The sequence below is a fragment of the Massilia sp. CF038 genome (genome assembly GCF_900129765.1).
In the GTDB taxonomy this organism is placed as follows: Bacteria; Pseudomonadota; Gammaproteobacteria; order Burkholderiales; family Burkholderiaceae_D; genus Telluria_A.
Genome location: NZ_FQWU01000002.1, coordinates 1706041 through 1726102, shown reverse-complemented (window position 1 = coordinate 1726102; position 20062 = coordinate 1706041). Strand labels below are relative to the sequence as shown.

Here is a 20062-nt window from a genome sequence, read left to right as displayed (position 1 = left end):
AGGATTGTTATTGTTCGAGTGGCCGTTCAGGCCGGAATGGGCATTGTACCGTTCATGGACTGCTGAAGACACCCTCGTGCACTGCGGAAAGTATTGCTTCGACTGCCGGATGCTTGATTTTGCGCTCGTTCGAGATGGCAAAGACTTGCTCGCGCACCTGGGGGACCTGGCCTACCAGCAAGGCGCCGAATTGTTCTTCGATGTCCGCCGCCAGCGCAGCTGGTGCAAAGAACAAGCCTGCGCCGCGCCGGCCGAAGGTGTTGAGCAGGGCATTGTCTTCGAATTCGCCCACCACGTCCGGCCGCACATGGTGCAGCTCGAACCATTCGTCGATTCTCCCGCGCAAGGCGTTATTGCGCGTTGGAAGCAGGAAAGGGGCGTCGTCCAGGCTGGCCGGGAAGCCTTCGCTGTATTTGGCGGCCAGCGCGGGCGCGCCGGCGACAATGGTCGCGCTTTCGAACAGCATGTGGCTGAACACGCGCAAGGTGGTGCCGGAGCGCACGGCGCGGTCGGTCAGCACCACGTCCAGTTTGTGCAGGGCCAGGTCGGCCAGCAGGGCGTCGAACTGGTCTTCGAAGCACACCAGGTGCACGGGATTGGTCAGGTGCATGGTCGCTTCGAGCAGGCGGAAGGCGGTCAGCTTGGGCAGGGAGTCGGAAATGCCGACAGTCAGCCGGGTTCGTTTGCTGTCCGCCGCGCCCAGCGCTTCCTGCAGTTGTTCGCCCAGCAGGAAGATCTGGTCGGCGTAGGCCATGGCCAGGCGCCCAGCCTCGGTCAGCACCAGGCTGCGGCCCTGCGGCATGAACAGCGCCTTACCCACCGACTGTTCCAGCAGCGCCAGTTGGGTACTGATGGTTTGCACGGCCAGCCCCAGACGGGTGGCCGCACGCGTGATGCCGCCTTCCTTGGCGACCACCCAGAAGTAATACAGGTGGCGGAAATTCATGCCGGTGTTCTTCATAGTTCTGTTTTTCCGAAGTAATTCTCTCATTATCTCCTATTTTTAAATTGATCGGAGACGACTACACTACGTGCACAGTATTTCATTAACAACAAGGGGTAAATAAAATATGAAGCATTTCAAATGGTCCATCATTGTGACCGTCATCTGTATGGGCATGGCAGCCTGGTGGGGTTATTCCCACGGCGGCGACGCGCCCATGGCGGCGGCGTTCACCGCACTGGGCATCGCCGCAATTCTGGCGGTGATGGAAGTGTCGCTGTCGTTCGATAACGCGGTCGTGAATGCCTCGGTCCTCAAGACCTGGGATGAATTCTGGCAAAAGCTGTTCCTGGGTGTCGGCATCATCATTGCCGTGTTCGGTATGCGTCTGGTGTTCCCGCTGGTGATCGTGGCCGTGGCTGCCGATCTGGGTATGGGCGAAGTGTGGAACCTGGCGCTGTCCGATCCGAAAGCGTTCTCCACCCACCTGACCAATCACCACGCCGAAGTGGCGGCATTTGGCGGCATGTTCCTGTTGCTGGTGTTCCTGAACTTCCTGCTCGACGATGAAAAGGAAATGCACTGGCTGGGCAACGTGGAAGCCAAGCTCGGTTCGCTGGGCAAGGTGTCGTCGATCTCGGTGATGATCGCGCTGGGCGCCCTGATGGCCAGCATGAGTCTGGTGCAAGAAGGCCAGAAACTGGTGGTCTTGATGTCGGGTCTGTGGGGCATCATGATTTACGTTGGCGTGGACATGCTGTCCGGCCTGCTGGAAGGCTCGGAAGAGGCGGACGGCAACGTGGGCGACATGGTCAAGCGCGGCGGTATTGCCGGTTTCCTGTACCTGGAAGTGCTGGATGCGTCGTTCAGTTTCGATGGCGTGATCGGTGCGTTTGCGATCACCAACGATGTGGTCATCATCATGCTGGGTCTGGCCGTTGGCGCGATGTTCGTGCGTTCGATGACGGTGTTCCTGGTCAAGCAGGGCACGCTCGATGAGTATGTCTACCTGGAGCACGGCGCGCACTATGCGATCGGTATCCTGGCCTTGATCATGCTCGCTAGTATGAAGTTCCATATTCCGGAAATCTTTACCGGCCTGATTGGTGTCGCCTTCATCGTCGCCTCGCTGTGGTCGTCGGTGCGTCACAAGAAACAGGAAAAGCTGCAAGCAGCATAAAGAATTGCGCGGCGAACGGAAGAACACCAGTTCGCTGCGCTTGGCAAGACCCGGTGTTCAAATGCATTACATTCAAACATAACTGGAGAAACATACTATGGCTATCAGTCTGCAAAAAGGCGGCAACGTCAACCTGAGCAAAGAAGCACCTGGCTTGTCGAAGATGATCGTCGGCCTCGGCTGGGACACGCGCGCCACCGATGGCGCCGGTTTCGATCTGGACGGCGCGGTCTTCCTGGTCAATGCCGAAGGCAAAGTTCGCTCCGACGCCGACTTCGTGTTCTACAATAACCTCAAGTCGACCGACGGTTCGGTTGTCCACTCCGGTGACAACACCACCGGCGCCGGTGACGGCGACGACGAAACCGTGACCATCGATCTGACCAAAGTGCCTGCCGATGTCGAGAAAGTGATCTTCGCCGTCACCATCCATGACGCTGAAGCGCGCCGCCAGAACTTCGGCATGGTGTCGAAGGCATTCGTCCGTTGCGTCAACGCCAGCGGCAACGCCGAGATCGCCCGCTTCGACCTGTCGGAAGACGGTTCGACGGAAGCTGCCATGATCTTCGGTGAAGTCTACCGCGCCGGCGCCGACTGGAAGTTCAAGGCCATTGGCCAGGGCTTCAAGGGCGGCCTGGGCCCACTGGCGAAGAACTACGGCGTCAACGTGTAATTGTGTTGCGGCCTGCGCTGTGCGCGGGCCGCGCAACGAAAGGAGTTTTTCCATGCCAGTGTTTACAGTAACCGGGGACGTCGATCCGTTCCTCCACGTGTCCATGACGCGCGGCGAAACCATCTACTGCGAGTCCGGTGCGATGGTGATGATGGAGTCGGGCCTGGACCTCAAGGGCCAGATGCGCGGCGGCTTCGGCGCTGCGCTGATGCGCCGTTTCGCCAATGGCGAGTCGTTCTTCCAGCAGCACATCGAGGCGGTGCGTGACGGCGGCGATTGCCTGCTCTCGCCAACGCTGCCTGGTGCCATGCAGGTGGTCGATGTGGGCCAGCGCCAGTACATGCTCAGCGACGGTGCCTTTGTCGCCGCCAGCTCCAAGGTGGAACTGAAGGTGCGCACGCAAAGCCTGGGCAATGCGCTGTTCGCCAACAGCGGCGGCTTCTTCGTCACGGAAACCAGCGGTGTCGGCCAGGTGGTGGTATCGGGCTTTGGCTCGATGTCGGAGCTGGAAGTTACTGCAGGCAAGGACATCACGATCGACAACTCGCACGTCGTGTGCTGGGACAGCGCACTGCGCTACGAGATTTCGATCACGACAGGCCAGAGCGGCGGCTTTATCGGCAACCTGATCAACAGCCAGACCAGCGGCGAAGGGATGGTGCTCAAGTTCTCGGGCAATGGCAAAGTATATGTGTGTTCACGCAACCGCGAATCGTTTCGCGCGTGGGTAGTCCAGCAGGCCTCGGGCCGCTAATTTCAGGATAACTTAGGAGTCACTATGTCAGTCAATCTGCAAAAAGGCCAAAAGATCTCGCTCGATAAAGAAGCGGGCGGCACCCTCACCAAAATCACCATGGGTCTGGGCTGGGACGCGGTCAAGAGCAAGGGCCTGTTCGGCTTTGGCGGCAAGACCGAAACGATCGACCTGGACGCATCCTGCGTCATGTTCGACGACGCCAACAAGCCGGTCGACATCGTCTGGTTCCGCCAGCTCAAAAGCCGTGACGGCAGCATCGTTCACACGGGCGACAACCGCACCGGCGCTGGCGACGGCGACGACGAGCAGATCATCGTTGACCTGGCCAACGTGCCGGCCAACGTCAAGTCGCTGGTATTCACCGTGAACAGCTTCACGGGCCAGAGCTTCGCCCAGGTACAGAACGCCTTCTGCCGTATCGTCAACACGTCCAACAACAAGGAAGTGGCCAAGTACGATCTGTCGGTGCAGGGCGCGCACACGGCCCAGATCATGGCCAAGCTGTACCGCCACAATGGCGAGTGGAAGATGCACGCGATCGGCGAAAACGGCAATGGCCGTACCTTCGACGACCTGATGTCGCAGATCATCCCTCACCTGTAATCCGCTTTCCCAGGCAATGCCCCTAGCGTACCGGCGCTCGGGGCGGCGCCGCCTCTGCAGTTCCCCCCATTTTCCAAAAAAGCTTGACGCCCCCTTCGTGTACGTATACTGTATTACTCAATTAATACACTAGACATCGTCCTCGCGAAGGGGGGACCTATTCCATGTTGCCGAATTTGTTCAGCGTGCTATAGGGCCGGCGCATGCGCCGGCGCCTTCGCGAGGACGACAAGCGAAAGTTATGGCTACCCATCCCCCCAATCTGTTTTCCATCGCCACCGGCTCGTCCGAGCCGATCTACCGCCAGCTGGTCGAGCAGGCGCGGCGCCTGATCGCCGGCGGCCAGCTGGCACCCGGCGACGCCATGCCGTCCGTGCGCGATATCGCCCAGGCCCTGGCGCTGAACCCGATGACCGTCTCCAAAGCCTACGGCCTGCTCGAGCTGGAAGGCGCTTTGACGCGCCGCCGCGGCCTGGGCATGGTCGTGGCCGATGCCCCCGACGCCCCCAGCGCCGCCCACAGCCTGGCCAGTCGCACTGCATTGCTGCGGCCCACGCTGGAACGCGCCGCCCTGGAAGCACGCCAGCTCGAACTCGATCCCGACACCGTGCTCGCCCTCTTTAACCAAATTTTGAAAGCCAAGCCATGAGCGCACCCATCATTGCCATTTCCGGCGTCAACAAGCGGTACAACGGTCAAGCCATCCTCGACAGTCTCGACTGGGAGATTCAGCCTGGCCAGGTGGTGGGCCTGCTGGGCCGCAACGGTTCAGGCAAGTCGACCCTGATCGAGTGCCTGCTGGGCTTGCGCGAACTCGATGGCGGCAGCGTGCGCATCTTCGGCGAGGACGCGCGTAATCTGTCGCCTGCGGCGCGCGCGCGCATCGGTTATGTGCCACAGCACTCGCAACTGTTCACATGGCTCACACCGCGCCAGATGCTCGACTATTTCAAGGCCCTCTATCCGCATTGGAATGACGCCAAGGTGGATGCGCTGTTGGCGCGCTGGGGCTTCGATGCGGCCAAGTGCGCGCGCCCGATCAGCCAGTTGTCCGGTGGTGAGACGCAGCGCCTGTCGATTATCCGCGCGCTGGCGCACGAGCCTTCGCTGCTGGTGCTGGACGAGCCGGTGTCGGCGCTGGACCCGGTCGGCCGGCGCGACTTTTTGCGCGAGCTGATCGAGGGCGTCATTGAACGCGACACCACGGTGCTGTTCTCGACCCACATTCTGTCGGATCTGGAGCGGGTGGCGCTGGACCTGGCCTTCCTCAAGGATGGGAAGATCAGCTTGCAGGGCGCACTTGATGATTTGATGGAAAGCGCGCGCCAGGCGCGCAGCTCGGGCGCGATGCCGGCCCCCATGTCACTCGAAGAGCTGTTCATCGAGGTGACGCAATGAGCGCGGCCACATCAATCAGCTGGGCCACCGAATGGCGTGCCTGCAAGGCGATGGCGATGCAGGCCTACTACCGGCGCGCGGCCCAGGGCAGCAATGCCATGAGTATCGGCTTGCTGGTGCTGATGGTGCTGGTCCCCTTGCTGGCGGGCGCGCTTTCGAAAAAATGGGCGCTATCAATCGCGTTTGGCGTGGGCATCCCGCTCGGACTGCTGTGCCTGTTGTGGTGGTGCTTGTTGCTATTTTCGGTGGGGCGGCAGAATCTGCCGACTGCCTACTACCTGGTGCCGCGGATGCGCGGCCGTTCTGTGGCGGTGCTTGCTGTTGCGGCGTTTTGCATCATCGCGGCGCATGTCGGACTGTTCGCCCTGGCAGGTGCCGCCCCGCTGCCCACCGCAGCCCTGGTGACGCTGGTGCTGGCAACGGTGGCGACCCTGCTGTTGCTGCCTGCGGTGCGCTGGCTATTCGTGCTGATGATCATCGGCCTGCAATTTTTCGACAGCCCGGGCAGTCTTCAGGCATGGCTGAGCCAGAACCTTCCTCTTGTGACTTGCCTGACTCTGTTGCTGTACGCGGTTCTCACAGTCTGGCGCTTCAAGCGGTTCAGGCGTGCGCCAGCCTCCGGCGCTTCGGCGCACGCCCGCAAGACGGATTGGTACGGCTGGTATCTGCGCAAAAAATTTGTTTCAGGCGACGTTGGCGCCTTGGCCCTGTACAGTGCGGGACCGCTTGCCCATCCTTCGCTTAGTGGTTTGTTTTGGCTATTGTTTGCCCTGCTGGCCGGCATTGCGTTTCATTTAGCGAGTGTCTGGTGGCCCGCATGGGGGCTGGCGGGATGGTCCAAAGCCCTGGTTGTGGTGCCGGCCTTGCTCGGACATTATTTTGTTGCCAAAGACATGGTCAAGGGCATACTTTCCCATCAGCGTGAGCAAGCCTTGTTCTGCCTCTCACCTGCAGCGCCAGGCGCCGTCGCGTGCAATCTTGTCCTGCGTAAGGCCTTGCTGCGCGAGTATGGCTTGTATTGGGTCACATCCTCAACTGGCTTGTTGCTGTTTCTGGCGTTCGATGGCCTGCGCCAGACCCGGCTGCTGATGTTGGCGGCAATGCTGGTACTCAGCCTTATGTGGGCGGCACTGTTATTGCGCGATTACGCCCATGCCAAACCCGTCGCGGTCAATCAACGCGGTTTGCCGTATCTCTTGCTGCTGGGGGCGGTGGGCGGCCTGTTCTCACTGTTGCACGGGGTAGCCCTGTCGACCGGGCTGGCTTGCGTGCTGCTGGCATGCGTGCTCACCGCCACCGTTCTGTTGGCCCGCTGGAATCGTATGCTGCGCCTGCCGCCAGCGCTTCCAGCAGGCCGCCTGGCTTAGCGCGTTTTTTGCGCTGGCTTTTGCACCAGCGCACTGCCTACCCCGTGGCGTTTGCCTTCGCTCACAGCCGTGACGGTGCCGTCGGCATTGAACACGATTGCGTTGGCAGCGCCAATCTCTTCGGGCTTGGCAGTCCACTTGTGGCCTAGCTTCTCCAGTGCCTGAGACTGGACCGTACCGTCAAAGCCAGGTTCCACGTCGGTGGTGGCGTCATTGCGCTGGCTCAGGCGCGGCGCATTGATGGCCGCGTCCATCGGCATGCCAAAGTCCAGGTGGTTGACGATGGTCTGCAGCACGGTGGTAATGATCGTGGCGCCGCCCGGGCTGCCCACGGTGAATACCGGTTTCCCAGCTTTGAAGACGATGGTCGGCGACATGCTGCTGCGCGGGCGCTTGCCTGGTTCCGGCAAGTTGGGATTGGTTCCGCTGAAATCGAAATCGGTCATCTCGTTATTGAGCAGGAAGCCGTAGCCTGGCACCACAATGCCGCTGCCGCCCCAAGCTTCGATGGTGAAGGTGTAGGAGACGATATTGCCTTCCTTGTCCGATAGCGCCAGATGGGTGGTGTGCATATTTTCGGCCATCATGCGCGCGGGCTGGGGACGCTGCGGCGCGCTGGGGTCGTTCTGGAATTGGTAGGGGTCACCAGGGGCTGCCTTGCCGCTGGCGCGCGTGGCACTGATGTGGGCGCGCCGCCGCACCGCGTAATCCTTGTTCAGCAGACCGGCCACCGGGGCGTCGACAAACTCCGGGTCGGCCAGGTAAGCGTTGCGGTCGGCAAAGGCGAGCCGGCTCGCTTCCAGGTACAGATGTTCGGCGTTCGCGCGCGGCATGGCCTTTAAATCGTAGGCTTCCAGGATGTTGAGCGCTTCGGCCACGGTCACGCCGCCACTGCTGGGCAGCGGCATGCCGAACACTTCGTAGCCACGGTAGGTGCTGCGCACTGGCTGGCGTATGCGCGCCTCGTAGTTGGCCAGATCGGCCAGGGTCATGTTGCCCGGACGGATACGCAAGCCCGATGCCACTGGCGGCTGGTTGACGGCGGCGACGATGGCGCGCGCCATCGGTCCGCTGTAAAACGCTTGCTGGCCCTTGTCGCTGATTTCGCGGTAGGCGCGTGCCATGCCGGGGTTGCGAATCACGGTGCCGACCGGCAGCGCCTTGCCGTCCTTGAGGTACAGCGCGCTGGTGCTGGTGAAGGCCTGGAATTTCTTTTCATTTTCAGCCGTCATGTGGCGGAAGTTTTCCGTGACGGGGAAACCCTTGTTGGCGACCTCGATGGCGGGCGCCAGCACTTGTTTGAAGCTCATGGTGCCGTAACGGCTGAGCGCTTCGTGCCAGCCGCGCACGGTGCCCGGCACGCCCACCGCCGCGCCGCTGGCCACCGCTGTATCAAAGTCAAGCTCTTTGCCATTTTCCTGGAACATGGTCGGGCTGCTGGCCGCAGGCGCCATTTCGCGGTGATCAATCGTGATGACGCGTTTTTCCTTGGCCAGGTAAATCACCATGAAACCGCCGCCGCCGATGCCGCAGCTGTATGGGTCAGTCACACCCAGGGTGGCGGCAGCGGCCACGGCCGCGTCAATGGCGTTGCCGCCTTTGTTCAGGATGGACAGGGCGGCGTGCGAAGCCTGATCACTGATGGTGGCGACAGCGCCGCCGTTGCCGGTGGCAACCGGGGTCTTGGCATAGGCGGGCGGGAAGGCGAGCAGGACGCACAGCGTCAGGCTCAGGGAGCGTGGCAAATGGCGGGACATGAACGTGCTTTCTTATTGTTTTGTGATGGTGACCGTGACGGGATGGGCGGGAACGGCAGCATTGGCGGCCACACGCGGCGGCTCGGCTGCCTGGCCCAAAGCAACGCGCACGCCGGCGTTTTTGGTGGCATCGAAACTGGGTTTGGCGCGCGTGAGGGAAAACGATTCTTCGCCAGCGGCGCCTTTCAGCGTGAACTGGTAGCTGATTTCGCCAGCCTGGATGCATTGCACGTCGGGCGGGCAGCGGCTGTCGTTGACAGCGTCGTAGCGCAGGGTGGCATTGCCCACCGGCGTGCTGCTGGTCGGCGTGAGGGTGACGGTATTGTTCAGGGGGCCGCCGGTGCTGGCGGGAGAGACGGCGCAGGCAGCGATCAGGCAAACCGGCGCGAGGATGGCAAGCGTTCTTTTCATCAAAACTGACTCCATGAAAGCAGGTAAGTGCCGATCATAGCAAACTGGCCAGTTCTGGCGCGCTACTTATCGGGGCCCGTGCCCGCAATTCATGGTGGAGAACGATTCGATCTGCTTGCCGTACTTCGCTTCCATCTGCTTGTATTGGTCGTTGCTGATGTCGTTGGGGTTGGGGGTGAGCAGGGCGCGGCACAGCGGGGCTGTTGTCGCTTTGTTCGCTTTGAGGCAGCGCTGCAGTTCGGGCGGCAGCGAGGCGATGAAGCGGGGGATGCTTTCTTCCTGCAGCCAGTGTTTGCCGCCGGGGAGGCTGGCGTAGGCAGGGTCCTGCACCAGGCAAAAGCCGACCGTGGCACCAACCCAGATGCCGCTGCCATGGGCGCTGGCGCCAGTGCTGGCTAGGAGAAGGGCGGCAGAAAGAAAGTATGTTCGCATGAGGCCTCGGACTCTAACCCATCGTCCTCGCGAAGGCGGGGACCCATACCACCTTGACCAACTTCGGTAACGTGCTATGGGTCCCCGCCTCCGCGAGGACGAGGTAACTATAAAAACACGGCCCGGGACGCTGCGCGTAACCGGGCCGTGTGTTCGTGCTGCCTGGCTTACATATACGCAGCCAGCGCACCCTTCATTTTCTTCAAAGCAGCCGCCTCAATCTGACGAATCCGTTCAGCAGACACACCAAACTCTTCCGCCAGCGTATGCAGCGTGGCGCCGGACCCATCGTCATTGGCCAGCCAGCGCGCTTCCACAATCCGGCGCGAACGCGGATCAAGCTTGGCCAGTGCCGATTCCAGCCCCTCGGACTGCAGACGCGTGACCTGCTCTGCCTCGAGTACCTTGGTCGGCTCGGACAGGTCCGACGACAAATAGGCAATCGGCGAGAACTTGTCGTCTTCGTCGTCGGTTGGCGCTTCCAGCGCGATATCGCGGCCGGACAGGCGGGTTTCCATCTCGATGACTTCTTCGCGCTTGACGTCAAGCAGCTTGGCCAGCGCATCGATTTGCGTTGGGGTCATCGCATCCAGGCCCTGCTTGTTGCTGCGCAGGTTGAAGAACAGCTTGCGCTGTGCCTTGGTGGTGGCGACCTTGACCAGGCGCCAGTTTTTAAGAATGTACTCATGCATCTCGGCCTTGATCCAGTGCATGGCGTACGAGACCAGACGCACGCCCTGGTTCGGATCAAAACGCTTGACTGCCTTCATCAGACCGATATTGCCTTCCTGGATCAGATCGGCGTGCGGCAGGCCGTAGCCCAAATAGCCGCGCGCGATCGACACCACCAGGCGCAGGTGCGACAGCACGAGTTCCTGCGCAGCGGCCAGGTCATTGTTTTCCTGCAGGCGTTTGGCGAGGGAGATTTCTTCGTCGTGCGACAGCATTGGCAGGCGATTGACAGCCGAGATGTAAGCGTCAATGTTGCCAAGATTGCCAGTGAAGCCAAGTCCCAGCGCGCGGGTGGCGGCTGCGGGGACCAAAGCGGATTGTGCGGACAACGTCGTCATGTGTTTCCTCGTAGAGTGGCGGTACTGCGGAGCGCCGGCGGCGGAATACATTGTTACCCCGCCATGCGTTTTCATATATTAGCACTCTCTGGCAATGAGTGCCAATCGACGGAATTTATCGCCCTGATAGGCTTTTTACTTGCGGTAAAAGCAATTGTTCTGCGGCATTCCTTACTCTAGTGCACGAGCGACCTGCGCGATTGAGCAATATCAAGCCAGGGGCGTGCGACGGGGGATGTGTTGCAGATTACGCTTGGACTGGTGACGTCTCTGTTCGTTCACGCACAAGTGGAGATGATTGCGCTGTCGTCCCCGCGCGGGGGACGACGAGAGCCTTAGTTCAGGCGCGACAGATGGCGCTGTACTGACAGCAGGGCGCCAACCAGGCCCAGCGCGGCGCTGATGGCCAGCAGGGCGCTGATGGCCAGTGGATCGAGGGGAACCAGCTGGAATTCGGAAGCGTAAAGACGGGCAAACTCGGCAATCGCCTTGTTCAGCGGACGTAATGCCAGTGCGACCACGCCCAGCGCCACCGCGCCAGCAGCCAGACCCAGCAGAGCACCGGTGTAATAGAAGGGCCGGTGAATGAAGTTGTCGGTTGCGCCCAGCAGCTTGCTGACGGTAATTTCCTCACGCTGGGTCAGCACTTGCAAACGCACAGTATTAAATACCACGGCAATCACCACCATCCCCAGCGTACCTGCCAGCAGCAGCAAGGCCAGGCGCAGGACGCCCAGCAGCGCTTCCAGTCGCTTGACCCAGGCCGAGTCGACCTGCACCGTGTCCACGCCGGGCAGGGCGCGCAGCTGTGTGGCAAGGGCGTCGACGTTGCCGCCGTCGGCCCCGCTGCTCAAGGCGCCCAGCTTCATGACATAGCCGTCCGGCAGCGGGTTGTCGCCCAGGGTGTCGAGTACGTCCGACAGGCCGCTTTTGGCTTTCAGCGTAGCCAGGGCTTTTTCGCGTGGCACGAAGACGATGCTCGGTTGCGTTCCCCTGAGAATCGCGCGGATGCTGTTTTCCATGGCCAGCGCCTCGTCGCGCGTGGTCGCCGGGGTGGTAAACAGGCTGATTTCCGGGTCGACCGACAATTGCTGCGACATGGGGCGCACATTGTCGAGCAGGGTCAGGCCCGCAAACGGCAGCGTCAGGGCAATTGCCACCACGATCACATTGAACAGGAAACTGCCCGGTGCCTTGCCCAGGTTGCCCAGGGCAGCGCCGATGGCGTAGCGGTGTTGGCGCAGCCAGCTCTTCATGCTGCACCTGCCATGACCTGGCCGCGGTCAAGAATGATGACGCGGCCGGCGCGGTCGAGAACTTGTTCGTCGTGGGTGGAAATCATGCAGGTAACGCCGGCCGCGTGGAAGGCGCGCAGGGCGTCAATGACTTTATTGGCGCTGGTCCGGTCCAGATTGGCGGTCGGCTCGTCGGCCAGAATGATTTGGGGGCGGTTCACAATGGCACGGGCAATGGCCACGCGCTGCTGTTCGCCGCCGGACAATTCCAGCGGCCGTGCCTGGGCCCGTTCCTCCAGGCCTACCCGGCCCAGTGCGGCGCGGGCGCGCAGTTCAGCTTCGCCCTTGGATGCCCCGGTGACCATCAGCGGCAGCATCACATTGGCCAGGATCGAGCGGTCGGTCAGCAGGCGCTGCTGCTGGAAGATCAAGCCCATGTTGCGGCGCAGGTAAGGCACGCTGGCATTTTTCAGCTGGCCGATGTCGGTGCCGTTGACCAGCACATTGCCGGACGTAGGGCGTTCTACTGCTGCAATCATTTTCAGCAGAGTCGATTTGCCGGCGCCGGACGGGCCCGCCAGGTAGACCAGCTCGCCCTTGTTGATCGTGAGCGACACTTCGCGCAGGGCAATAGCGTCCGGCGAATACTGCTTTGTCACAAATTTGAATTCGATCATGGGGCCTTATCCAAGCAGGGCTTCGACGAATTCGTCGGCCTTGAACGGCTGCAGGTCTTCAATTTTCTCGCCCACACCAATGAAATACACGGGCACCGGACGGGTCCGGGCAATGGCAGCAATGACACCACCCTTGGCCGTGCCGTCCAGCTTGGTGATGACCAGACCGGTCAGCTGAAGCGCATCGTCAAAGGCCTTAACCTGGGCCAGGGCGTTTTGCCCGGTATTGCCGTCGATGACAAGCAGCACTTCGTGGGGGGCGTTGTCCATGCCCTTGCCAATCACGCGTTTGATCTTTTTCAGCTCTTCCATCAGGTGCAACTGGGTGGGCAGGCGGCCGGCGGTGTCGACCATGACCACGTCGGTCTTGCGCGCCTTGCCAGAGGTGACAGCGTCGAAGGCGACAGCAGCCGGGTCGCCCGATTCCTGGGCAATCACGGTCACGTTGTTGCGCTGGCCCCAGACCATCAGCTGCTCGCGCGCGGCGGCGCGGAACGTGTCGCCGGCCGCCAGCAGCACGGACTGCTTGAACGACTGCATGTGCTTGGCCAGCTTGCCAATGGTCGTCGTCTTGCCGGCGCCGTTTACGCCCGCAATCATCATGACCAGCGGCGCGTGGCGGCCCAGCTCAAGCGGCTTTTCCAGTGGGCGCAGCAGGTCGATCATCAAGACCTTGAGCGCGCCCTTGACGGCGGCGGCATCGAGCAGCTTGTCTTCCTTGACCTTGCGGCGCAGCCCGTCAAGCAGGAACTGGGTGGCGTCCATGCCGGCGTCGGACATGAGCAAGGCTGCTTCCAGCTCTTCGTACAAATCTTCATCGATCTTGGCGCCGACGAACAGCAGCGACAGATTGCTGGACGTCTTGGACAAGCCCGCTTTCAGGCGCGCCATCCAGGATTTTTTCTGTTCGGCGGGCGAAACAGGACGTTCTGCGGTTTCCTCGATCAGCGGGGCCGGTTCCGCCGCTTGCACCGGCGCAGGGATTGGTGCTGCCACAGGCGCGGGCGGAGTGGCGACGGGTGCGAATGCCGGCGCGGGCGCAGATACAGGCGCTGGGGCTGGCGTGGCAACGGGCGCTGGCGCTGGGGGTGGCGCGGGCGGGATCTCGGGTGCGGGTGGTTTTTTCTTGAAAAAACTAAACATTGGTGTCTGTTGGAGGGCGCTGCGTGCATTGTCCGGCGGCGCCGGACACGATCAATCGGATGGCGCGTATTTTAACAGAGCAGGGCGCCATTCCGACCGCCGCGCCCCTAACTGGCCGCTGCCGCATGCTCGGCACGCCAGCGCGCGACCGCCCCTGCAATATCGTTCAAGTCCAGCACCCGCTGCGGACCCAGGTGGCGGCGCGCCAGGGCGGCGCAGCTGCCGCCGGCCCAGACCTGCGTCGCCTCACCCAGACGCGACTGCAATTCAGTCACATTGTCGACGGCCGCACGGGGCGACATGACGCTGGAAAATGACAGGGCGACGATATCGGCCTTTTGCACCCGCGCCGCATCGACAATATCGTTGAGCGGCGTCTGTACACCCAACGAAACACAGTGCGCGCCTTCCAGCGCAAACAAGGCTTCGGCCATGAGCAAGCCCAGTCCATGGCGCTCCTGCGGGACCGTGGTCAGCAAAATGCGCGGGGCTGCTGCAGCCTGGCCGATCTGCTGGTTGGCAGAAAAAATGGCGTTGCGCATCAGGCTTTGCAGCATTTCTGCAAACAAGTGTTCCTCAAAAACAGCCAGGTCGCCAGAGGCCCAGGTATCGCCCACCAGCGTGGTCAGCGGGGCGACCAGCTCGGTCACAAAACGCTGCAAACCCATCTGCAGCAATGCCTGTGCCATGCGCTGGCGCAGTTCGCTGATCTTGTGATTTTTGATCAGGGTGAGGCAATGGCGCAGCTCGGGGTCGTCGGCGCTGGGCGCGTGCGGATCGCTGCCCGTCTTGGAAGCCAGGTTGCTCAGTGCCTCGGTGTCCAGATGCATGATCTTGCCCGGGCGGTAGCCGTGGTCCAGCAGACGCTTGACCAGGCGCAGGCGCTGTACCTGGGCGGCCGGATATTGACGTTCGCCATTCTGGTCGCGCTCGGGCTGGGGGAAGGCGTAGCGGCGCTCCCACACGCGCAAGGTCTCTTTTGGCACGCCGGTATCGCGTTCGACGTCGCTGATGCTGCTCAGTGCGGCGTCGGTGTGTTCGGTAAGCATGGTTGAATCAATTCTTTTGTTCAGGACAATTGGGGCATTGTAATCGTTGCTCATGGTTTTCCTACTACTTGATGTGTCAGGTTCGTCGCAGCCAGATCCCATAGGCGAAATGATGCCATGGGCCGTCATATTCCCGCGCAGCAATAAATTCTTCTGTTTTGAATCCACCTGCTTCATTGCTTCGTATAAATACCAACAGCTTTTGTTTGTCATGGACAAATCGTTGACAAAACAAATTATTTCTCGGATTATGCAACTTGTAAAGCATTTGTCCTAGACAAAACTAAGAAATGTGGTGAAACGATGAAAATAGCGGTCATAGGTGCCGGCATCTCCGGTCTGTCGTGTGCGTATCGTCTTGTCCAGGGCGGGGCGGAGGTGAGTCTGTACGAGGCTGGCGATTATTTCGGCGGCCACAGTAATACCGTCGACGTCACCCTGGACGGCACCACTTTCGGCGTCGATACCGGGTTCCTGGTGTTCAACGACCGCACCTACCCCAATCTGATTGCCCTGTTTGCCGAGCTGGGGGTGGACACAGCCCCGAGCGACATGTCGTTCTCGGTCAAGCTGCCGCTGAGTGAGCAGCCCGGTGCGCGCTGGCTGGAATGGGCCGGCAGCAACCTCAACACCGTGTTTGCCCAGCGCAGCAACCTGCTGCGCCCGCGCTTTCTGCGCATGGTGCGCGACATTCTGCGCTTTAACAAACAGGCGACCGACCTGGCCGTGGGCGGGGTGATGCCGTCGATCTCGCTGGGCGAATTCCTCGAGCGCGAAGATTACAGCCCCCAGTTCCGCGCCTGGTACCTGTTGCCGATGGCCGCCTGTATCTGGTCCTGCCCGTCCGACCAGATGCTGGCCTTCCCGGTAGCGACCTTCATCCGCTTCTGCCATAACCACGGTCTGCTGCAAGTGAGCGACCGGCCCCAATGGCGCACCGTGCGCGGCGGCTCGCGTAATTACGTCAACCGGCTGCTGGCCGCCATCCCGGGCAAAAAGCTGGGCACGGCCGTGACCGCGGTCACCCGCATGGAAGGCGGCGGCGCGCGCTCGGTCCGCGTGGCCACAGCGCGCGGCGCCGACTATTACGACCATGTGGTGCTGGCCTGCCATAGCGACCAGTCGCTGGCGCTGCTGCGCGATCCGCGCGCCGATGAACGTTCAGTTCTGGAAGCGGTACGCTATCAGCCCAACCGCGCAGTGCTGCATACCGATGCCAGCTGCCTGCCGAAAAAGCGCGCGGCCTGGTCGGCCTGGAACTACCAGAGCAATGCGGCACCCACGCCGCAAGTGTGCGTGCACTACCTGCTGAACATGCTGCAGCCGCTGCCTTGCAAGACCCCGGTCATCGTCTCGCTCAATCCGATTGACGAACCTGATCCCAAGCACGTGCTGGCCAGTTTCGACTACGCCCACCCGGTGTTTGACGAAGGTGCAGTCGCCGCTCAGGCGCGTCTGGCCACCTTCCAGGGCAGCCAGAACACCTGGTTCGCCGGTGCCTGGACCGGTTACGGCTTCCACGAGGATGGTCTGAAGTCAGGCCTGTCGGTGGCGGCCGCCCTGAAACGCGTGATGGAGGCACAGGGCAATGCGGCAGCCTGACACGCCACAGCTGTGCTTTGGCCAGGTGCGCCACACGCGCCTGCGGCCGGTGCGCAATGCGTTCGCCTATTCCGGCTACTACCTGCGCCTGCCGCTGCGCAGCATGGGCGAGGCCGGATTTGGCTGCGCGCTGTTCTCGCGTAACCGCTTCAACTTGCTCTCGTTTGTCGACGCCGACCATGGCGACGGCAAGCAGCCGCTGACTGCGTGGATCGACGCCCTGCTCAAGCGCGAAGGCGTGGAAGACGCCGATGGCGAGTTGTGGCTGCAAGCCATGCCGCGCGTGCTGGGCTTTGTGTTCAACCCCGTCTCGTTCTGGTTCTGCCACCGCGCCGACGGCGCACTGCGCGCCATTGTCTGCGACGTGCGCAACACCTTCGGCGAGCGGCACTTCTACTTGCTTGATACAGGCACCGTGATCGGCAACGGTGCCGAACTGCGGGCCCGCAAAGTTTTCCATGTGTCGCCTTTCTGCCAGGTGCAGGGCGGCTACCGTTTCCGCTTCAGCCGTGCGATGCGCGCGGCCGAGCAGACCGTTGCCCGCATCGATTACGACGATGCCGACGGCGCCCTGATCCAGACCAGCGTCTCCGGGCAAGCCACGCCAATTAGCAGTGCCAGCGCCGCGCGCGCCTTCTTTTTCTACCCGCTGATGACGTTCAACGTCGTCCTGCGCATTCACTTGCAGGCGCTGCGCCTGTGGGTGCGGCGCGTTCCTTTTTTCTCGAAACCGGTCCCACCCCAACAAGAGGTAACACGATGAGCTCTGAATCCCTGACGTCCCTTACCTCGATTGCTGCCGCCAGCGGCGCCGCGCGCAAAGCACCTGCCTCGGCAAAAATCATTCTCAAACTGCTGGCCAAGCTGCAGCACGGCGCGCTGCGCCTCATCACGCCCGACGGCGCCGTCCTCATGTTCGGCGACGGCAGCACCCCGGTCACGCTGGAGCTGCAAAGCTGGGACGTGTTTGGCGCCGCAATGCGCTCAGGCGACATCGGTTTTGCCGAAACCTTCATCGACGGCAGCTGGAAGACCGATAACCTGACCGGCTTGATCGCTCTGCTGGCGCGTAACCGCGCACCGATCGAAGAACTGGTGTACGGCAGCTGGTGGGGCAGTCTGGTCTACCGCGTCAAGCATCTGATGAACCGCAATTCGAAAGCAGGCAGCCGCAAGAACATTCATGCGCACTACGACATCGGCAACGATTTTTACAAGCTGTGGCTCGATCCTTCAATGACCTATTCGAGCGCGCTGTACACCAAGGCCACGGGCGACAATCTGCAACTGGCGCAGGCCGCCAAGTACCGCACCATCATCGAGCAGCTGCAAGTGTCGCCTGGCGACCGGGTGCTGGAAATTGGCTGCGGCTGGGGTGGATTTGCCGAGCAGGCCGCGCGTGACGCCGGCGTGCACGTGACCGGACTCACATTGTCGACCGAGCAGTTGGCCTATGCCCGCGAGCGGCTGCAAAACGCCGGTCTGTCGGCCCAGGCCGACCTGCAGCTGTGCGACTACCGCGACAGCAGCGGCCAGTACGATGCGATTGCCTCGATCGAGATGTTTGAAGCCGTGGGCGAGAGCTACTGGCCAAGCTATTTCGAGTGCCTGGCGCGCAATCTGAAGCAGGGCGGACGTGCCTGCATCCAGACCATCGTGATTGCCGATGAACTGTTCGAGCGCTATCGCAAGGGCACCGACTTTATTCAGCAGTACATCTTCCCTGGCGGGATGCTGCCATCGCCGTCGGCGTTCGAGCGCATGGCGCAGGAGCATGGCCTGACCGTGAGCGCCACCTACCGCTTTGGCATCGACTACGCCGACACTCTGGCAGCCTGGCGGCACGCCTTCCACGCGCGCCTGGCCGAAGTGCGTGCGCAAGGCTTTGACGAGCGCTTCATCCGCACCTGGGAGTTCTACCTTTGCTATTGCGAGGCGGCCTTCCGTGAGCGCAATACCGACGTCATGCACTTCACGCTGACCAAAGCTTAAGCGCATGAAAAAGTACCTCATCGCTGTCGTCCTCATGTTCGTCGCGCTGGGCGCAGCTGCAGCCGCGCCCGTCCATATTGACGAACACGTCAAGCAAGCCCGCGTGGCTGGCAAAGGCGCCTTTACCTGGTTCGGCCTGCGCATTTACGACGCCGAGCTGTGGGTCGGCGACAAAGGCTACCAGGCCGATGCCCCGTTCGTGCTGGACCTGACCTACGCGCGCAAACTGGACGGGGTCAAGATCGCCCAGGCCAGCGCGGATGAAATGGAAAAACTCGGCGCCGGCACCAGCGCACAGCGTGCCGCCTGGCTGGCGCGCATGAAGGAGATCTTCCCCGATGTGAAAGAGGGTACACATATCAGCGGCGTCTTTTTGCCTGGCGCTGGTGCCCGCTTCTACCTCGATGGAAAGCCGCTGGCGACCGTGCCCGACCCGGAATTTGCGCGTGCATTCTTTGCCATCTGGCTCGACCCGAAAACGAGCGCCAAGGGCTTGCGCAGCGCGCTGTTGAAAGACGCGGCGCCACGATGAAACGATTCAGCTTGCCGATGCTGCTCGCCTATGGCGGCTTTGGCTTGCCGCTGGCGATGGTCGCACTGCCGATTTACGTGTATCTGCCGCAGTTCTACGCCGCGCGCGCGGGCCTGTCGCTGGCCGCCATCGGCGCTGTGCTGCTGACGGCGCGCATTGCGGCCGCCTTTATCGATCCTTTGCTGGGCTGGTGGATCGGGCGCGGGCAGGGCGCTTATCCGCGTTTTGTATCCATTGGTCTGCCTCTGCTGCTGGCGGGCTTTGTGGCCTTGTTTCATCCGCCGGCACTGGGCACGCTGGCTTCGCTGGTCTGGTTTCTGGGGACCTTAATGCTGGTTTACCTTGGCTTTGGCATTGCCACTATCGCCCACCAAAGCTGGGGTGCGGCGCTGACGCAGGCGCCGGCCGAACGCTCGCGCGTGAGTGGGGTGCGCGAGGCGTGCGGACTGGCTGGCGTGGTGCTCGCGGCAGGCGTAACCGGCGCGGCCGGGTATGGCGCATTGACGATCGCATTTTGCGTTGCGGTGCTGATTGGCGCAGCGGTGCTCCTGGCCTGGTCGCCGCGGGCCGCAACCTCAGATACTGCGCCGCCATCGCCTGTCTTTCGCCAAATGGCGGTGCCGTTTCACGAAGCACGATTTCGCTCGCTGTTCGGTGTGTTGATGGTCAATGGCGTCGCGTCCGCCATTCCTGCCACACTGTTCTTGTTTTTCGCAGCCGACCATTTGCGTCTGGCTGCGATGTCCGGCCTGTTTCTGATTTTGTATTTCGGCGCCGCCGCAGTCTCCATTCCAGCCTGGGTGGCACTGGCGGTACGCTATGGCGAGGCGCGCGCATGGGTGGGCGGCATGCTGCTCTCGTGCGCGGTGTTCATCTGGGCCTTTGGGCTGGCCCCGGGCGCTGCGGTGGCATTTGGCGCCATCTGCGTGTTGTCCGGCTTTGCGGTTGGCGCCGACCTGGCGCTGCCGCCCGCGCTGCTGGCTGGCGTGATCGCCAAAGCGGGCCACTCGGGCTCGCGCGAAGCGGCTTATTTCGGCGTCTGGAACTGGGGTGTGCAAATGACGCTGGCGCTGGCGGCGGGGATTTCCCTGCCGCTGCTTGAATGGCTCGGCTATGTACCGGGTACGGGCGCTGGCACGAGCGCATTGGTCGCAGCGTATGCGCTGCTGCCATGCGCACTCAAACTAACGGCGGCGGCCATGCTGTGGCGCGCCCCATTGCGTAAGCTCTAATTAAAGGAA

Annotated in this window: 21 protein-coding genes; 12 read left to right on the top strand and 9 right to left on the bottom strand. The window is 62.0% G+C overall.

What is annotated here, in order from left to right; genetic code table 11:
• Nucleotides 1–52: 52 nt before the first annotated feature.
• A complete protein-coding gene (gene nhaR, locus BUC24_RS18165; RefSeq protein ID WP_073219359.1) occupies nucleotides 53–961 on the bottom strand; it encodes a transcriptional activator NhaR in 909 nt (302 codons plus the stop codon).
• Nucleotides 962–1070: 109 nt separating this feature from the next.
• Between nhaR and BUC24_RS18160 the strand changes: the two genes are divergently transcribed.
• From BUC24_RS18160 to BUC24_RS18130, 7 genes are all read left to right on the top strand, one after another.
• Nucleotides 1071–2123: a DUF475 domain-containing protein gene (locus BUC24_RS18160; protein ID WP_073219356.1), complete on the top strand. Its 1053-nt coding sequence runs from the start codon at nucleotides 1071–1073 to the stop codon at nucleotides 2121–2123.
• A gap of 97 nt (nucleotides 2124–2220) precedes the next feature.
• Nucleotides 2221–2796, top strand: coding sequence for a TerD family protein (locus tag BUC24_RS18155; protein WP_073219353.1), 576 nt, complete (start codon nucleotides 2221–2223; stop codon nucleotides 2794–2796).
• Nucleotides 2797–2848: 52 nt separating this feature from the next.
• A complete protein-coding gene (locus tag BUC24_RS18150; protein WP_073219351.1) occupies nucleotides 2849–3550 on the top strand; it encodes a TIGR00266 family protein in 702 nt (233 codons plus the stop codon).
• A gap of 24 nt (nucleotides 3551–3574) precedes the next feature.
• Entirely contained in the window at nucleotides 3575–4156 is a 582-nt protein-coding gene (locus tag BUC24_RS18145) for a TerD family protein (RefSeq protein ID WP_073219348.1), read from the top strand.
• Between the two features lie 241 nt (nucleotides 4157–4397).
• A complete protein-coding gene (locus BUC24_RS18140; protein ID WP_083598984.1) occupies nucleotides 4398–4805 on the top strand; it encodes a GntR family transcriptional regulator in 408 nt (135 codons plus the stop codon).
• The gene (locus BUC24_RS18135; protein WP_073219344.1) at nucleotides 4802–5554 is read left to right on the top strand and encodes an ABC transporter ATP-binding protein; all 753 of its coding nucleotides are present in this window, start codon (nucleotides 4802–4804) and stop codon (nucleotides 5552–5554) included. The genes BUC24_RS18140 and BUC24_RS18135 overlap by 4 nt, the downstream gene beginning before the upstream one ends.
• 98 nt (nucleotides 5555–5652) lie before the next feature.
• Nucleotides 5653–6921 (top strand): hypothetical protein, encoded by a 1269-nt coding sequence (locus BUC24_RS18130; RefSeq protein WP_143167563.1) that lies wholly within the window; start codon nucleotides 5653–5655, stop codon nucleotides 6919–6921.
• Here the strand turns inward: BUC24_RS18130 and ggt are convergent.
• From ggt to BUC24_RS18090, 8 genes are all read right to left on the bottom strand, one after another.
• Nucleotides 6918–8678, bottom strand: coding sequence for a gamma-glutamyltransferase (gene ggt, locus BUC24_RS18125; protein ID WP_073219338.1), 1761 nt, complete (start codon nucleotides 8676–8678; stop codon nucleotides 6918–6920). The two genes, BUC24_RS18130 and ggt, sit on opposite strands and share 4 nt — an antisense overlap.
• A gap of 12 nt (nucleotides 8679–8690) precedes the next feature.
• On the bottom strand, nucleotides 8691–9089 hold the full coding sequence (locus BUC24_RS18120) for a hypothetical protein (protein ID WP_073219335.1): 399 nt from the start codon (nucleotides 9087–9089) through the stop codon (nucleotides 8691–8693).
• 66 nt (nucleotides 9090–9155) lie between these two features.
• Nucleotides 9156–9521, bottom strand: a complete 366-nt coding sequence (locus BUC24_RS18115; protein WP_073219332.1) for an RNA-binding protein — start codon at nucleotides 9519–9521, stop codon at nucleotides 9156–9158.
• 167 nt (nucleotides 9522–9688) lie between these two features.
• Nucleotides 9689–10591, bottom strand: a complete 903-nt coding sequence (rpoH, locus tag BUC24_RS18110) for an RNA polymerase sigma factor RpoH (protein WP_073219329.1) — start codon at nucleotides 10589–10591, stop codon at nucleotides 9689–9691.
• 335 nt (nucleotides 10592–10926) lie between these two features.
• Complete coding sequence (gene ftsX / locus BUC24_RS18105; protein WP_073219326.1) at nucleotides 10927–11847, bottom strand: permease-like cell division protein FtsX; 921 nt, start codon at nucleotides 11845–11847, stop codon at nucleotides 10927–10929.
• The gene (locus tag BUC24_RS18100) at nucleotides 11844–12503 is read right to left on the bottom strand and encodes a cell division ATP-binding protein FtsE (RefSeq protein ID WP_073219323.1); all 660 of its coding nucleotides are present in this window, start codon (nucleotides 12501–12503) and stop codon (nucleotides 11844–11846) included. The genes ftsX and BUC24_RS18100 overlap by 4 nt, the downstream gene beginning before the upstream one ends.
• Nucleotides 12504–12509: 6 nt before the next feature.
• Nucleotides 12510–13646, bottom strand: a complete 1137-nt coding sequence (ftsY, locus tag BUC24_RS18095; protein WP_073219320.1) for a signal recognition particle-docking protein FtsY — start codon at nucleotides 13644–13646, stop codon at nucleotides 12510–12512.
• Nucleotides 13647–13753: 107 nt separating this feature from the next.
• Nucleotides 13754–14695, bottom strand: a complete 942-nt coding sequence (locus BUC24_RS18090; RefSeq protein WP_073220317.1) for a MerR family transcriptional regulator — start codon at nucleotides 14693–14695, stop codon at nucleotides 13754–13756.
• A gap of 303 nt (nucleotides 14696–14998) precedes the next feature.
• Here BUC24_RS18090 and BUC24_RS18080 point away from each other — a divergent pair, with 303 nt between their 5' ends.
• The 5 genes from BUC24_RS18080 to BUC24_RS18060 are packed head-to-tail and all read left to right on the top strand — an operon-like array spanning nucleotide 14999 to nucleotide 20053.
• Nucleotides 14999–16297, top strand: a complete 1299-nt coding sequence (locus tag BUC24_RS18080; RefSeq protein WP_073219314.1) for an NAD(P)/FAD-dependent oxidoreductase — start codon at nucleotides 14999–15001, stop codon at nucleotides 16295–16297.
• On the top strand, nucleotides 16284–17060 hold the full coding sequence (locus tag BUC24_RS18075; protein WP_073219310.1) for a DUF1365 domain-containing protein: 777 nt from the start codon (nucleotides 16284–16286) through the stop codon (nucleotides 17058–17060). The genes BUC24_RS18080 and BUC24_RS18075 overlap by 14 nt, the downstream gene beginning before the upstream one ends.
• On the top strand, nucleotides 17057–18289 hold the full coding sequence (locus tag BUC24_RS18070; protein WP_083598983.1) for an SAM-dependent methyltransferase: 1233 nt from the start codon (nucleotides 17057–17059) through the stop codon (nucleotides 18287–18289). The genes BUC24_RS18075 and BUC24_RS18070 overlap by 4 nt, the downstream gene beginning before the upstream one ends.
• Nucleotides 18290–18293: 4 nt before the next feature.
• Complete coding sequence (locus BUC24_RS18065; RefSeq protein ID WP_073219307.1) at nucleotides 18294–18821, top strand: chalcone isomerase family protein; 528 nt, start codon at nucleotides 18294–18296, stop codon at nucleotides 18819–18821.
• Nucleotides 18818–20053, top strand: a complete 1236-nt coding sequence (locus BUC24_RS18060; protein WP_073219304.1) for an MFS transporter — start codon at nucleotides 18818–18820, stop codon at nucleotides 20051–20053. Before BUC24_RS18065 ends, BUC24_RS18060 begins: the two co-directional genes overlap by 4 nt.
• Nucleotides 20054–20062: the final 9 nt, after the last annotated feature.